Origin of the sequence: Rhodovulum sp. 12E13, assembly GCF_003340565.1 — a bacterium.
In the GTDB taxonomy this organism is placed as follows: Bacteria; Pseudomonadota; Alphaproteobacteria; order Rhodobacterales; family Rhodobacteraceae; genus HLUCCA09.
On the sequence record NZ_QPLK01000001.1, the window covers coordinates 248,806 to 262,909 of the forward strand.

Sequence of the window (14,104 nt, forward strand, 5' to 3'; positions counted from 1 at the left end):
ACCGCGTGCCGGCCCGCCCCGCGACAGGCTGGCGCGTGGCTCGCCCCCCGGGATCGCGCGCATGATGCGGCCGAGCCCGGCCCAGCCCGCACGCCCTGGCGTCGCACGCCGCATGCCCCCCATCCGACCCGGAGATCCGCCCGATGACAGACGACACCAAGAAGACCCGCGCCGACTGGGAGGCGCTTGCCGCCAGGGAACTCAAGGGCCGCCCGCTCGAGAGCCTCGACTGGGACACGCTCGAGGGCATCCGCGTCAAGCCGCTCTACACCGAGGACGACGTGGCGGGCCTGCCCCAGATGGGCGAGCTTCCGGGCTTTGCGCCCTTCACCCGCGGCGTGCGGGCGACGATGTATGCCGGCCGGCCCTGGACGATCCGGCAATATGCCGGCTTCTCGACGGCCGAGGAGAGCAACGCCTTCTACCGCCGGGCGCTCGCGGCCGGGCAGCAGGGCGTCTCGGTCGCCTTCGACCTCGCCACCCATCGCGGCTACGACAGCGACCACCCGCGCGTCGAGGGCGACGTGGGCAAGGCCGGCGTGGCCATCGACTCGGTCGAGGACATGAAGATCCTGTTCGACGGCATCCCGCTGGAGAAGGTCAGCGTCTCGATGACGATGAACGGCGCGGTGATCCCGGTGCTCGCCGCGTTCATCGTGGCGGGCGAGGAACAGGGGGTGTCGCGCGCCCAGCTCTCGGGGACGATCCAGAACGACATCCTCAAGGAGTTCATGGTCCGCAACACCTACATCTATCCGCCCGAGCCCTCGATGCGGATCGTGGCCGACATCATCGAGTACACGGCCACCGAGATGCCGCGATTCAACTCGATCTCGATCTCGGGCTACCACATGCAGGAGGCGGGCGCCGATCTCGTGCAGGAGCTCGCCTTCACCCTGGCCGACGGGCGCGAATACGTGCGCGCCGCCATCGCGCGGGGCATGGATATCGACCGGTTCGCGGGGCGGCTGTCGTTCTTCTTCGCCATCGGCATGAACTTCTTCATGGAGGCGGCCAAGCTGCGCGCCGCGCGCCTTCTCTGGTCGCGCGTCATGGACGAGTTCGCCCCGAAGGACCCCAGGAGCCGGATGCTGCGCACCCATTGCCAGACCTCCGGCGTGAGCCTGCAGGAGCAGGACCCCTACAACAACGTCATCCGCACCGCCTACGAGGCGATGTCGGCCGCGCTCGGCGGCACGCAGTCGCTGCACACCAACGCGCTCGACGAGGCGATGGCGCTGCCCACCGACTTCTCGGCCCGGATCGCGCGCAACACCCAGCTGATCCTGCAGGAGGAGACCGGCGTGACGAACGTCGTCGACCCCCTCGCCGGCTCCTACTACGTCGAGAGCCTGACCGCGGAACTGGCCGAGCGCGCCTGGGCGCTGATGGAGGAGGTCGAGGAGATGGGCGGCATGACCGTCGCCGTCGCCTCCGGAATGCCCAAGCTCAGGATCGAGGAGACGGCCGCGCGGCGCCAGGCGATGATCGACCGCGGCGAGGAGGTGATCGTCGGCGTCAACAAGTACCGCCGCGACACCGAGGACGAGATCGACATCCTGAACATCGACAACGACAAGGTGCGCGCGGGCCAGGTGGCCGCGCTCGAGCGCGTCCGCGCCGGGCGCGACGAGGCGGCCTGCACCGCGGCGCTGCAGGAGCTGACGCGCCGCGCGGGCGAGGGCGGCAACCTGCTCGAGGCGGCGGTCGAGGCGGCGCGGGCGCGGGCCAGCGTGGGAGAGATCAGCATGGCGATGGAAGACGTGTTCGGCCGCCACCGGGCCGAGGTGAAGACGCTCGCCGGCGTCTACGGCGCGGCCTACGAGGGCGACGACGGCTTCGCGGCGATCCAGAAGGCGGTGGAGGCGTTCGCCGAGGCCGAGGGGCGGCGGCCGCGGATGCTGGTGGTGAAGATGGGGCAGGACGGGCACGACCGCGGCGCCAAGGTGATCGCCACCGCCTTCGCCGATATCGGCTTCGATGTCGACGTCGGCCCGCTCTTCCAGACGCCGGAGGAGGCGGCGCAGGACGCGGTGGACAACGACGTGCACGTGATCGGCATCTCGTCCCAGGCGGCGGGGCACCGCACGCTCGCGCCACGGCTGGTGAAGGCGCTCGAGGCCCAGGGCGCGGGCGACATCATCGTGGTCTGCGGCGGTGTCATCCCCCACCAGGATTACGAGTTCCTGAAAAGTGCCGGCGTGAAGGCGATCTTCGGCCCCGGCACGAACATCCCCGCAGCGGCGGAGAACATCCTCGGCCTGATCCGTGCGGCGCGCACCGAGGCGGCCTGAGGCGCCTGCGGCGGGCGCGGGAGCGGGGGGCCGGCCCCCCGCGCCCCCCGGAGTATTTCGGCCAGGATGATGGAGCGGGGCGTGGGCCTGGCGCGGCCGCGCGTGGGCGCCGTGCGGGCGGTCTGCGCGGGCGCGGCGGGGGCCCGGGGCTGCGGGGCGTCGTCGTGGTGCACGGTGCGGAGGGGCCGGGGGCGGTTGGGTCGCCCCGGTTCGCGGCATCCGGGCGAGGCACGAGGGCGAGCTGGTGCCGCTCAGGGCCGATCCCGCTGGCGCGGGCGGCGGTGCCGGTCTTCCTGCCGTGGGGCACGGAGGACGAGGTCGGGCCGCATGCCCACACCTGGATACGGAACCGCGCGGGGCAGCCGGCCCACTGGTCATGGCCGAGGGGGGCAGGGGCATCGACGCAAGGCCGTGTCGAGCCGGCGCTCGGGGCGCGGTTCGTGGCGTTCCTCGGGAGGCACCGGGGATGGATGGCACGGACTTCGGCCGTATCGCGGCTGCCTGCGAGCGGCGCCACGACGGGAGTGCATGGCGCGGCGGCGCGGGGTGTGACGCTCGCGCCGGGTGGGCGGCACCCCGGTTTCGTCAGGCACACCCGGTGGTGTCCAATGGCCCCGTCGCATGCCTTGCGGCCGCCCGGCGGGCGCAGCCTGTTCGCCGACGGCAGGGGGAGCCCCCGGCGCGCATCGCCTGTCGCGCGGGCCTCGGGCAGGCCGCGGGGGCGCGGCTGCGTGTCGCGGGTGGACGTTGGCCGCTTCCACGACCGCGGACCCATGCAGAAAACCCTGTCTCCCGGCGGGCGGGAGGCTTAGGCTGATCCCATGTCGCTCTGGTCGCGCATCGCCGACGCCGTGTCGGCCCTCGCCGGGGGCGAGGGGCTCGCGACCGTCTTCGACCGGCTGCGCACGCCCCCCGAGCGCAGCGTGGCCTTCGCCATCGCGGTGATCGCGCTGGGCGCCAAGATGGCCAAGGCCGACGGGCGGGTGACGCGCGACGAGGTGACGGCCTTCCGAGAGGTCTTCACCATCCCGCCGGGGGAGGAGCGCAACGCGGCCCGCGTCTTCGACCTCGCCCGGCAGGACGTGGCCGGATACGACGTCTACGCCCGCCGGATCGCGGCGATGTTCGGCGCCGGCCACCAGACGTTGGTCGACCTGATGGAGGGGCTGTTCCACATCGCGCTGGCCGACGGCGCCTACCACCCCGACGAGGACGACTTCCTCGCCCGGGTGGCGGCGATCTTCGGCCTGCACGAGCGCGAGTTCCGCTCGCTCCGGGCGCGCTTCGTGCAGGGGGCGGCGCCCGACCCCTACGCGGTGCTGGGGGTGGCGCCCGACGCGCCGCTCGACGCGGTGCGCGCGGCCTGGCGGCAAGCCGTGCGCGAGAGCCACCCCGACGCGCTGATCGCCCGCGGCGTGCCCAGGGAGGCGGCCAGGCTCGCAGAGCGGCGGATGGTCGACGTCAATCGCGCGTGGGAAGAAATCTCGCGCGAGCGGGCGGGGTGAGCGCGCGGCGCATCTGGCGCGAATCGGCCGCCCGGCGTAGAGAGACGGCATGATGAAATCGCTCCTCGCTCCGCCCCTCCTGGCGCTCGCTCTCGGCGCCGCGCCCCTTTCCGCGCAGCAAGAGGGGGCGCCAGACGGCGAAGAGCGCGGCGTCGAGGAAGGTCTCGACCTTCTCGAGCGCGGGGCCGAGGCGTTCCTGCGCGGTCTGATGGACGAGATCGGGCCGGAGTTGCGCCGGCTCGAGCCCGAGTTGCGAGGGCTCGCCGAGGGGATGGGGCCGATGATCGCGCGGCTGGTGGAGCTGGTCGACCAGATCGACGCCTACCACCCGCCCGAGCGGCTGCCGAACGGCGACATCATCCTGCGGCGCAAGACCCCCTCGGAGATCGAGGACCTGCCGCCGCCCGACGAGGGCCAGATCGACATCTGAGGCGGGGGCGGTCGCCGGTCGGGCCGGGTATCCCGGGACGCGCGAAGGACAGCGCCGGGCCGTGCAAGGGGGCTGGGTAGCGCGTCAAGCGGGCGACGCGAGGCACCGGTGTCGTTCATGCCTATGGTGTGGCTCGGTGCGCGACGCGAGCCATGACCCCTCCCCGCGATGGCAGAGGGCTGCGCGGCCCGGCCGGGCGATGCCGGATCGGGCGAAGGGGTGCCCTGTGGAAGGCCGCATGGATCACGGTCTGCCCCGCGGCGAGGTCGCGCCAGTGCCGCCCCTACTCTTCCGTTACCGTCAGATCGGCCTGCAGCGCCTTTGCCAGGGAGGCGAGGCGGGCCTCGGCGACCTCGCCGTAGAGCGGCACGGCGCGGGGCGGCAGGATCAGCTCGAGACGCTTCGCCCGCGGGCGCCAGTCGAGCCGACCCAGCCGGTCGGGCGCGGCGACCGAGAACATCGCCCCGAACCGCATCGCGCGCCCGAGGATCTCGGCCTCGCGGATCTGCGCCTCGGTCAGCAGCCCCAGGAGCGGCTCGAAATGCGGGCCCGGCCGGCCGTTGCGATAGCGGTGCATCAGGGCGAGACCGACGAACACCCGGCCGGGGTGGTCGATCCCGCCGAGATTGCCGCGGGTGGCGTTGTCGAAGACGATCTCGGCGCGGTAGTCGGGATGGGCACGCCACGAGACGTCGTGCAGCAGGCACGCCGCCCGGTGCAGACGCGGGTCGGTCACGCTTTCGGCGAAGAGCGGCGCGATGAAGTCGTGCAGCCGCTCGCCGAATCCCGGCATTCGCGCGTTCAGCATCTCGGCGTGGCGGGCGGCCTCGATCAGGGGGTCCCGGGCGCGCACGCGGGCGGGCATACGCTCGTAGAGCAGCCCCTCGCGGATGCCGTAGCCCGAGACGGTGATCGCCCTGACCCCGAAGCGCGCCATCAGCCGGCGCAGCACCTCTCCGGCCACCGGCACCAGCGAGATGCGGCCCGACGAGATCCCCACCTCCTTGCGGTAGGTGTCGAGATCGCGGCCCTTGAGGTGGTCGAGCGTCTCGCGCACCGATTTCGGCGTCATGCGGTAATCGTGCAGGACCGAGAGCGGATAGCCCCGCCTGTGCATGTCGAGCCGCGCGATCGCCCGCCATGAGCCCCCCACGAGGTAGAGATGCGGGTGCGGCCCGAGTCGCTCGACGAGGGGCGCAAGGCCCGCCTCGATCGTCTTTGCCCGCCCCTTGGCGCCCCCGGCGAGGCCGGTGAGGGTAAGCGGCCCCAGATCCGAGGTGGCCCGCTCCCACACGCGGCCGGCCTCGATGCGGGCAAGCTCCATCGACGAGCCGCCGATATCGCAGACGAGGCCCTCGCCCTGCGGCCAGCCGAGCAGCACGCCCTGCGCCGACAGCCGCGCCTCTTCCTCGCCGTCGATGACGGTCAGCTTCAGCCCCGTCTCGCCCTCGATCTCGGCCACGAACTCCGGCCCGTCCTCGGCGCGGCGGACGGCGGCGGTGGCCACAGCCTCGAGAGGGGCCATGTCCATGCCCTCGGCCAGCGCGACGAAGCGGCGGATCGCCGCCTTCGCGCGGCGCCGGCCCTCGGGGTTGAGCCGGCCCGTCTCGTCGAGCCCGGCGCCGAGGCCGGCCATGACCTTCTCGTTGTAGAAGTAGGCCGGGCTGCGGGCGGCGCCGTCGAACACCACGAGGCGGACAGAGTTCGACCCGACGTCGACCACGCCGACCCTGTGCAGGCCGCGCGCCGCCTTGTCCTCGAACACCGCCTCGAGGCTCGGCCAGACGTGCCGCTGCGTGTCGTGCTCGCCGTCCATCGGCCGTCCTTTCGTCGTCACCTTCGCCGGGCCCAGGCCTCAGCCCGCCTCCGCCTTCGTGCTTGCGCCGCCGCGCCCGGCGGCCGCGGTTTCCGTCTCGCGGGCGCGGGTCAGGTCGGGCACGTCGGCCTGACCTGCCGAGCCCCGGCCCGACAGCGAGGGGTTTTCCATGAAGAAGCGATGGCAGTTGAAGCCGCGCCCCTCCTCCGCCGGCGCCCGTTCGAAGCGGCCGTCGGGCCGCAGGATCCAGCTCTGCTCGGTATCGGCGAGATTGGCGGCCATGATCTGGCTGACGATCTGCGCCTTGACCGTGGGGTTCGTCGTCTCGACCAGCGTCTCGACGCGGCGGTTGAGATTGCGCCCCATCCAGTCGGCCGACGACATGAACACCCGGCACCCCTCGGAGGGCAGGCCGTGGCCGTTGCCGAAGCACACGATCCGCGAGTGTTCGAGGAAGCGGCCGACGATCGACTTGACACGGATCGTCTCGGAGAGACCCCGGATGCCCGGGCGGATGCCGCAGATGCCCCGGATCACGAGGTCGATCCGCACCCCGGCCTGGCTGGCTTCGTACAGGGCGTCGATCACGTCGGGCTCGATCAGGGCGTTCATCTTGGCCCAGATCCGCGCCGGGCGGCCCGCTCGGGCGTGCTCGGCCTCGGCCGCGATCATCTCGATCAACCGGGGCTTCAGCCCCTCCGGCGAGATCGCAAGGTTCTCCAGCCCCTCAGGCTCGGCATAGCCCGACAGGTAGTTCATCACCTTGGTTGCGTCGCGCCCGAGCGCCGCGTCACAGGTGAAGAAGCTCAGGTCGGTGTATATCTTTGCGGTGATAGGGTGGTAGTTGCCCGTGCCGTAATGGGTATAGGTCACCAGCCGGTCGCCCTCGCGGCGCACGACGGTGCTGATCTTGGCGTGCGTCTTGAGGTGGATGAACCCGTAGACGACATGCGCGCCCGACCGCTCCAGCCGGCGCGACTGGCGGATGTTGGCGGCCTCGTCGAAGCGCGCCTTGAGCTCCACCAGAGCCGTGACCGACTTGCCGTCCTCGGCGGCCTCGCACAGCGCCTCGACGATGGGCGAGTTCTTCGACGTGCGGTAGAGCGTCTGCTTGATCGCCAGAACGTCGGGGTCGCGCGCGGCCTGCTGCAGGAACCGCACCACCATGTCGAAGGTCTCGTAGGGGTGGTGCAGCAGCATGTCCTTCTGCCGGATCGCGCCGAACAGATCGCCGTCGTGGTCCTGCACGCGCTCGGGCACGCGCGGGGTGAAGACGGGCCACAGCAGGTCGGGCCGGGTGTCGATCACCAGCTCCTTGAGGTCGGCCACGCCGATCAGGCCCTTCAGCTCGACCACCTCGCGCTCGGTGATGTGCAGCTCGTCCATCACCTTGCGCTTCAGCCCCGGTGGCGCGCCTTCGGTGATCGTCAGACGGATCACCTCGCCCCGGCGACGGCGCTTGAGCGCCGTCTCGAACTCGCGCACGAGATCCTCTGCCTCTTCCTCGACCTCGAGATCGCTGTCGCGCAGCACGCGGAAGGCGCAATGGTCGACCAGTTCGTAGCCCGGGAAGAGCGCCCCGAGATAGAGGATCAGCAGATCCTCAAGCCGCAGCACCCGGTGCTCGCCGTTCGCGCAAGGCAGCACGGTGAAGCGGTCGATCTGCGCCGGGATCGGCAGCAGCGCGTGCAACTCGGCCCCGTCGCGGGCGCGCCTCAGATCCAGCGCGAGCGACAGCCCCGTGTTGGGGATGAACGGAAAGGGGTGCGCCGGGTCGATCGCCAGCGGCGACAGCACGGGAAAGACCTGCGCGAGGAAATGCTTGTCGAGGTAGTCGCGATCGGCCTTCGTCAGCTTGGAGGGCGACAGGATGCGGATGCCCTCGCCCTCGAGCTCGCGCTTGAGCTTGTTCCACGTCGCCTGCTGGGTGCGCAGCAGCGCGCGGGCGTCGTCGTCGATCAGCTGCAGTTGCTCGGTGGGTGTCAGACCGTCGGCGGCGGGCGTCTGGTTGCCCTCGCGCTCGAGCTCGCGCAGGCCCGCGACGCGCACGGTGTAGAACTCGTCGAGATTGGTGGCCGAGATCGAGACGAAGCGCACCCGCTCGAGCAGCGGCACGCGCGGGTTCATCGCCTCTTCCAGAACCCGCCAGTTGAAGGCCAGCCACGACAGCTCGCGGTTGAAGAAGCGCTTGGGCCCCGTGGCGTGGGCCACCGGCACCTCTACGGGCGCGGGGGCGGGCGCCGTCAGGAAGTCGGCCTCGGACATCTCTCTCTCCCGGCTCCTGACAGGGGTGTAGCCCGGCAGGGCGGCCCCGTCACCTCTCTCCTTCAGGGTCGATGCCCGGCGCCGCGTCCTCCAGCACCTCGCGCGCCAGTTTCTGACCGACCGGGCGGCCCGTGGCCAGCGCGCGCGCGTCGAGTGCGGCGACCAGCCGCTCGGCGGCGGCGAAGGAGCGCTCCATCCGCGGCACGAGCCAGCTGACGAGGGCGGGCGGCGCGGCGATCTGGCGATCCTCGAAGAGCTTGACCAGCACCGCGGCGAGCAGCGCGTCGTCGGGTGGCCCGATCCGGGCGACCTGGGTGGCGGCGAGGCGGCTGGCGAGGTCGGGCAGGGCCACGGGCCAGCGGGCAGGGGCCTCGCGCGCCACCAGCAGCAGGCGCCCGCCCTCGGAGACGACGCGGTTGTGCAGGTGCAGGAGCCGCTCCTCGGCGCGGGCGTCGCCCGCGACGCGGCCGGCCCGCTCCACCACCACGGCGCGGGGCTCGACCGCGCCCGCGTCGGGCAGGGCGGGGGCGGTCAGCACGGTGGCGCCCGTTTCCGACGCCCAGACGGCGGCGAGGTGGCTCTTGCCCGCGCCGGGGGGGCCGGCGAGCGCCAGCTTGCCCTCGGGCCAGTCGCGCCAGCCGTCTATCCGGGTCAGCGCCTCCTCGTTGGCCGGGGCCACGAGAAACGCCTGCCGCCCGGTCGCGGCGCGCACCGGCAGGTCGAGGGCGAGCTGCTCGGGGCCGGGCGAGCGCGCGGGGCCGGGCGAGCGCGCGGCGGTCATTCCGCGGCGTCGTCTTCGCGGCGGCGGGGGGGTGCCTCGGGCGAGAGGGGCGCGGCGTCATGCGTCGTTTCGGCGACGTCGCGCATCGCGGCCGGATGGGCGAGCCCCTGGTAGAGCCGGCCCGACTTGTACTCGCCGACCAAGAAGCGCGCGATCACGCCCAGCACCGCCGCCACCGGCACGGCCACCAGCATGCCGACGAAGCCGAAGAGCGTGCCGAAGGCGGTCAGCGCGAAGAGCAGCCACACCGGGTGCAGCCCGACGCTGTCGCCCACAAGCTTCGGCGTGAGGAAGTTGCCTTCCGCGAACTGCCCAGAAAAGAAGATCGCCGCCACCACCGCGATCCACAGCCAGTCGCCCCAGAACTGGAACAGCGCGAGCCCGATGGCGAGCACGCCGCCCACGAGCGCCCCGATATAGGGGATGAAGGTCAGCAGCCCCGCGATCGCGCCCACGACAATCCCGAAGTCGAGACCGACCAGCATCAGCGCGACCGAGTAGTAGGTGCCGAGGATCAGGCAGACGGTGCCCTGCCCGCGGATGAACCCCGCCAGCGTGTCGTCGATCTCGCGCGCGATGCGGCGGACGGTGGGGGCGTGGTCGCGCGGCAGCAGCTCGTCGATGCGCGCCACCAGCCGGTCCCAGTCGAGCAGCAGGTAGAAGGCGACGACCGGGGTGATGACGATCAGCGTCACGATGCCGAAGAGCGACGAGACCGAGCCGAGCGCGGCGTTCACCAGCTCGGCCCCGCGCGACTGAACCAGCGCGGCGAGCTCTTCCAGCGACTGCCGCATGGTGCTTGTCTCGTCTAGGATCTCGGGGAAACGCTCGACCAGAGCGCCGTAGAAGTTGCGGGCAAAGTCGGGCGCGGCGGCGAAGAGGCGCGCGGCCTGGTTCACGATAGTCGGGATCACGAGCAGGACGGCCAGCGTGAAGACCAGCAGCCCCACCAGCGTGATGATGGTCACGGCCAGCGCGCGCGGCAGCCCGACGGCCTCGAGCCGGTCGGCGACGGGATCGAGCAGGTAGGCGATCGCCATGCCCAGCACGAAGGGCAGGATGACGTCGCCCAGCACCCAGAGCGCCGCGAGGAACACCGCCGCGGCGATCGACCAGTACTTCGCCTGTTGTGCCGCGGGCAGGGCCATGGGCAGCGCTCCTCCGCGCTCGGTGTCGCCCAGAGCGCGCGGCGTTGCAAGAGCGCCCCGGCTGAGACGGGCCTTGTGGCGCGACGGCGCGAGCGTCTCGCAGGGCGGGCACGGGCTAGACACGCAGTGGTAACGCAGGCCGGATGCGCAGCGCAGGCGCACGCCCTGCGCCGACGTCACATGGCAGGACACGCCGGCCGAGATGCCCGGCGGGCTCAATGTCGACCAGACCTTCGAGCCCGCCGAGGTGGTGCCGCTGCCCGCCGCGCCGCCGCTGCCGCTGCTGCTGGCCGGGTCGCGTCGCCCCGCGCGCGCCGGCCCGGCCCCGACGGGCGACCTGAGCCGCCCTCTGACCTGCTGCGTGTCCCGCTGACAGGTCTCGCCCGGGCATCCTCCCGCCGGCGGGTGGCGCCCGGGGCGCCGGTGGCCTAGGCTGCTCCGCCGAGAGGAGGTGGCTCATGTGCGGCTTCGTGGTGCTCTGGAACGTCGGTGACGAGGCGCTCGCGGCGCGGATGGTGGACAAGATTTCCCACCGGGGGCCGGATGCGACCGAGGTGACGCGCCTGCCCGGCGCCCCCATCGTGATGGCCCATTGCCGGCTGTCGATCATCGGCCCCGAGGACGGCAAGCAGCCGATCTACCAGGGCCGCGACATCCTCGTGGCGAACGGCGAGATCTACAACCACGCCGACCTGCGCGCGATCCTCGGGGAGGCGAGCTTCGAGACGGCGTCCGACAGCGAGACGATCCTGCACCTGTTCCGCTCGGGCGCCCTGCGCTGGATCGACCGGCTCGACGGGATGTTCGCCTTCGTGCTGGCGACGCGTGAGCGGGTGCTGGCCGCGCGCGACCCGCTCGGCATCAAGCCGCTCTACGTCGCGCGCGTGGGCGAGGGCCTCGCCTTCGCCTCGGAGCTCAAGGCCTTCGACGGGCTGGGCCTGACCGAGATCGAGGCGATCCCGCCCGGCAGCCTGATCGACAGCCGCGACGGCGAGCGGCGCTGGTATCGCCTCACCCACGGCGCGGCCGAGCCCGAGCCGGGGCTCGACGTCGAGGCCACCGCGCGCGAGCTGCGGCTGGTGCTGGAAGAGGCGGTGGCCAAGTGGATGGTCGCCGACGTCGAGGTGGGCTCGTTCCTCTCGGGCGGGCTCGACAGCTCGATCATCGCCGCGATCGCCGCCCAGCAGCGGCGCGAGGCCGGCAAGACCCCGCTCAAGACCTTCGCGGTCGGCACCGAGGGCGCGCCCGACCTGATCGCGGCGCGCGAGGTGGCCGCACATATCGGCTCGGACCATTACGAGCGCGTCTTCACCGCCGACGACCTCGCCGAGAACCTCTCCCACGTCATCTACCACCTCGAGTCGGCCGACGTCGATCTCGTGCGCTCGGCCGTGCCCACGCTCTTCGCCGCGCGTCTGGCGCGCGAGCACGTCAAGGCGGTGGTCACGGGCGAGGGGGCGGACGAGCTTTTCGCGGGCTACGCCTATCACCACGCCTATGTCGACGACCCCCGCGCGCTGGCCGACGAGCTGACGCGGGGCCTCGGGGCGATGCACAACATCAACCTCCAGCGCGTCGACCGGGTGACGATGGCGGAATCGCTGGAAGCGCGCACGCCCTTCCTCGACCGAGACCTGATCGACTATGCCCAGTCGATCCCGGCCACGCTGAAGCTGTGCCGGACGGATCCGGAGGCGGTGGAGAGCACCGGCGAGACCACGGAAAAGTGGATCCTGCGCAAGGCCTGCGCCGACCTGCTGCCCCAGAGCCTCGTCTGGCGCAAGAAGGCGCAGTTCGACGAGGGCTCGGGCACGGTCGCCGCCCTCGAGGGCGCGCTGACGACGCTCGCGGGCGCCGAGCGGCCCCTCGACCGGGCGGAGGAGGGCGCCCTCTACGAGCGCCTGCTGCGCGAGCGCTTCGCCGACCCCGACCTGATCCTGTCCAACGCCGGCACCTGGACCGCCGAGCGCGTCGCCGTCTGACGCCGCCGTCACGCCCCACCCCTGCGTCGCCCCGACCGGGGCGCTCCCGCCTCCGTTCGGGGCCTGAAGGCCCCTCGCTCCGTAAGGCCCTGCGCCGCGCGCGCAGGGCGCGCGGCGCGGTCGCGCTCCGGCGACGGGGCGCCCGGCCGGCGGGCGCGCGCAGCGCAGGCGGAGGCCAGCCTCGCCCCGAGCCGGGCGGCGTCGAGGTCGCCTCGGCGTGCTCGGCCTCAAGTGCCAGCACGGCGGCGCGCGTGGCCGCCTCGGCCTACCTCGGGTCGAGGAACGCCCCGCTCTCCACGAGGATGGCCTGGCCCCCTGCGCGGCTCGGGGCACTCTCGAGCCCCGCCCCGCGCCTTCTCCTTCCCGGTGCCTTCATCGTGTCGGAAATATCCCGGCGGAGTCGCCCCGCAAGGGCGACGGGGGGCAGCGCCCCCCTGGGGCGGCGCGATCCGCTTGCCCGGAGACCGGCTCTGTCGTAACCGATGCCGGGTGCGACAGAAGGGACCGACATGCGCCTCAGCCGTTACTTCCTGCCCGTGCTCAAGGAAACGCCCGCCGAGGCGCAGATCGCCTCGCACCGGCTGATGCTGCGGGCCGGCATGATCCGCCAGCAGGCGGCCGGCATCTATTCGTGGCTGCCGCTGGGCTACCGCGTCCTGCGCCGGATCGAGCGGATCGTCCACGAGGAGCAGAGCCGCGCCGGCCACATCCCGATGCTGATGCCCACGCTGCAGCCCGCCGACCTCTGGCGTGAATCGGGGCGCTACGACGATTACGGCGAGGAGATGCTGCGCATCGCCGACCGGCACGGGCGCGACATGCTCTACGGGCCGACGAACGAGGAGATGATCACCGACATCTTCCGCGCGCATGTCGGCAGCTACCGCGACCTTCCGCTCACGCTCTACCACATCCAGTGGAAGTTCCGCGACGAGATCCGCCCGCGCTTCGGCGTGATGCGGGGGCGCGAGTTCTACATGAAGGACGGCTACACTTTCGACCTGACCGAGGACGACGCCAAGCACGCCTACAACCGGCACCTGGTGAGCTACCTGCGCACCTACGAGCGGATGGGGCTGCAGGCGATCCCGATGAAGGCCGAGGGCGGGCCGATCGGGGGCGACTACACCCACGAGTTCCTGGTGCTCGCAGAGACCGGCGAGTCGGAGGTGTTCTACGATGCCGAGATCACCGACCTGACCTTCGGCGACCGCGAGATCGACTACGACGACCACGCGCAATGCGCCGCGGTGCTGGAGGAGTTCACCTCGCGTTACGCCCGCACCGACGACACCCATGACGAGGCGGTGTTCCACGACCGGGTGCCCGAGGCTCGCCGGCGCCGGTCGCGCGGGATCGAGGTGGGGCAGATCTTCTATTTCGGCACCAAGTATTCCGAGCCGATGGGTGCGGTGGTGACGGGCCCGGGCGGCGAGCGTGTGCCGGTGCACATGGGCTCGCACGGCATCGGGGTGTCGCGGCTGGTGGGTGCGATCATCGAGGCGAGCCACGACGAGCGCGGCATCGTCTGGCCCGAGGGCGTGACGCCCTTCCATTGCGGGATCGTCAACCTCAAGCAGGGCGATACCGAGGCCGACAGCGCCTGCGCGCGGATCTACCACGCGCTCGCCGGCCACGGTCTCGAGGCGCTCTACGACGACACCGAGGAGCGCGCCGGCGCCAAGTTCGCCACGCAGGACCTGATCGGCCTGCCCTGGCGGATCACCGTGGGGCCGCGGGGCCTGAAGAACGGCGTGGTGGAACTGACCTCGCGCCGGACGGGCGAGAGCGAGGAGATGTCGCCCGAGGCGGCGGTGGCGCGGGTCGCGGAGATCTACGCGGGGCGCTGAGCGGCAGACGGGGCAGGGGGCGCTGCCCCCGTC

Annotated in this window: 10 protein-coding genes; 6 read left to right on the forward strand and 4 right to left on the reverse strand. The window is 72.1% G+C overall.

All coding sequences use genetic code 11. From position 1 onward, the window contains the following. The first annotated feature begins 143 nt into the window (after positions 1 to 143). From scpA to DLJ49_RS01090, 3 genes are all read left to right on the forward strand, one after another. Positions 144 to 2,294, forward strand: a complete 2,151-nt coding sequence (scpA, locus tag DLJ49_RS01080; protein WP_115391656.1) for a methylmalonyl-CoA mutase — start codon at positions 144 to 146, stop codon at positions 2,292 to 2,294. A gap of 821 nt (positions 2,295 to 3,115) precedes the next feature. Next, positions 3,116 to 3,799: a molecular chaperone DjiA gene (locus tag DLJ49_RS01085; RefSeq protein WP_115391657.1), complete on the forward strand. Its 684-nt coding sequence runs from the start codon at positions 3,116 to 3,118 to the stop codon at positions 3,797 to 3,799. A 49-nt stretch (positions 3,800 to 3,848) separates the two neighbouring features. Beyond that, positions 3,849 to 4,229, forward strand: a complete 381-nt coding sequence (locus DLJ49_RS01090; RefSeq protein ID WP_233488584.1) for a hypothetical protein — start codon at positions 3,849 to 3,851, stop codon at positions 4,227 to 4,229. Between the two features lie 283 nt (positions 4,230 to 4,512). Here DLJ49_RS01090 and DLJ49_RS01095 read toward each other — a convergent pair whose 3' ends face one another. Genes DLJ49_RS01095 through DLJ49_RS01110 form a run of 4 tightly spaced genes read right to left on the reverse strand, consistent with a single transcriptional unit; the run spans position 4,513 to position 10,239 of the window. Beyond that, positions 4,513 to 6,045 (reverse strand): Ppx/GppA family phosphatase, encoded by a 1,533-nt coding sequence (locus tag DLJ49_RS01095; protein ID WP_115391658.1) that lies wholly within the window; start codon positions 6,043 to 6,045, stop codon positions 4,513 to 4,515. Between the two features lie 39 nt (positions 6,046 to 6,084). Next, positions 6,085 to 8,310, reverse strand: coding sequence for an RNA degradosome polyphosphate kinase (locus tag DLJ49_RS01100; protein ID WP_115391659.1), 2,226 nt, complete (start codon positions 8,308 to 8,310; stop codon positions 6,085 to 6,087). 49 nt (positions 8,311 to 8,359) lie between these two features. After that, the gene (locus DLJ49_RS01105) at positions 8,360 to 9,091 is read right to left on the reverse strand and encodes a P-loop NTPase family protein (protein ID WP_115391660.1); all 732 of its coding nucleotides are present in this window, start codon (positions 9,089 to 9,091) and stop codon (positions 8,360 to 8,362) included. After that, entirely contained in the window at positions 9,088 to 10,239 is a 1,152-nt protein-coding gene (locus DLJ49_RS01110; RefSeq protein ID WP_115391661.1) for an AI-2E family transporter, read from the reverse strand. Before DLJ49_RS01110 ends, DLJ49_RS01105 begins: the two co-directional genes overlap by 4 nt. A gap of 202 nt (positions 10,240 to 10,441) precedes the next feature. On the opposite strand from DLJ49_RS01110, the gene DLJ49_RS01115 reads away from it, so the two are divergent. The 3 genes from DLJ49_RS01115 to proS all read left to right on the forward strand — a co-directional run bounded on the left by DLJ49_RS01115 (position 10,442) and on the right by proS (position 14,071). Beyond that, positions 10,442 to 10,612: a hypothetical protein gene (locus DLJ49_RS01115; RefSeq protein WP_158547368.1), complete on the forward strand. Its 171-nt coding sequence runs from the start codon at positions 10,442 to 10,444 to the stop codon at positions 10,610 to 10,612. Between the two features lie 85 nt (positions 10,613 to 10,697). Further along, positions 10,698 to 12,221: an asparagine synthase (glutamine-hydrolyzing) gene (gene asnB, locus DLJ49_RS01120; RefSeq protein ID WP_115391663.1), complete on the forward strand. Its 1,524-nt coding sequence runs from the start codon at positions 10,698 to 10,700 to the stop codon at positions 12,219 to 12,221. A gap of 509 nt (positions 12,222 to 12,730) precedes the next feature. After that, entirely contained in the window at positions 12,731 to 14,071 is a 1,341-nt protein-coding gene (gene proS, locus DLJ49_RS01125) for a proline--tRNA ligase (RefSeq protein ID WP_115391664.1), read from the forward strand. Positions 14,072 to 14,104 lie beyond the last annotated feature (33 nt).

Excerpts from the sequence above, each read along its gene's own strand:
- DLJ49_RS01115 (WP_158547368.1), top strand. The coding sequence starts at position 10,442 with ATGCCCGGCGGGCTCAATGTCGACCAGACCTTCGAGCCCGCCGAGGTG.
- DLJ49_RS01095 (WP_115391658.1), bottom strand. The coding sequence starts at position 6,045 with ATGGACGGCGAGCACGACACGCAGCGGCACGTCTGGCCGAGCCTCGAG.
- scpA (WP_115391656.1), top strand. The coding sequence starts at position 144 with ATGACAGACGACACCAAGAAGACCCGCGCCGACTGGGAGGCGCTTGCC.
- asnB (WP_115391663.1), top strand. The coding sequence starts at position 10,698 with ATGTGCGGCTTCGTGGTGCTCTGGAACGTCGGTGACGAGGCGCTCGCG.
- DLJ49_RS01085 (WP_115391657.1), top strand. The coding sequence starts at position 3,116 with ATGTCGCTCTGGTCGCGCATCGCCGACGCCGTGTCGGCCCTCGCCGGG.
- proS (WP_115391664.1), top strand. The coding sequence starts at position 12,731 with ATGCGCCTCAGCCGTTACTTCCTGCCCGTGCTCAAGGAAACGCCCGCC.
- DLJ49_RS01110 (WP_115391661.1), bottom strand. The coding sequence starts at position 10,239 with ATGGCCCTGCCCGCGGCACAACAGGCGAAGTACTGGTCGATCGCCGCG.
- DLJ49_RS01105 (WP_115391660.1), bottom strand. The coding sequence starts at position 9,091 with ATGACCGCCGCGCGCTCGCCCGGCCCCGCGCGCTCGCCCGGCCCCGAG.
- DLJ49_RS01100 (WP_115391659.1), bottom strand. The coding sequence starts at position 8,310 with ATGTCCGAGGCCGACTTCCTGACGGCGCCCGCCCCCGCGCCCGTAGAG.
- DLJ49_RS01090 (WP_233488584.1), top strand. The coding sequence starts at position 3,849 with ATGATGAAATCGCTCCTCGCTCCGCCCCTCCTGGCGCTCGCTCTCGGC.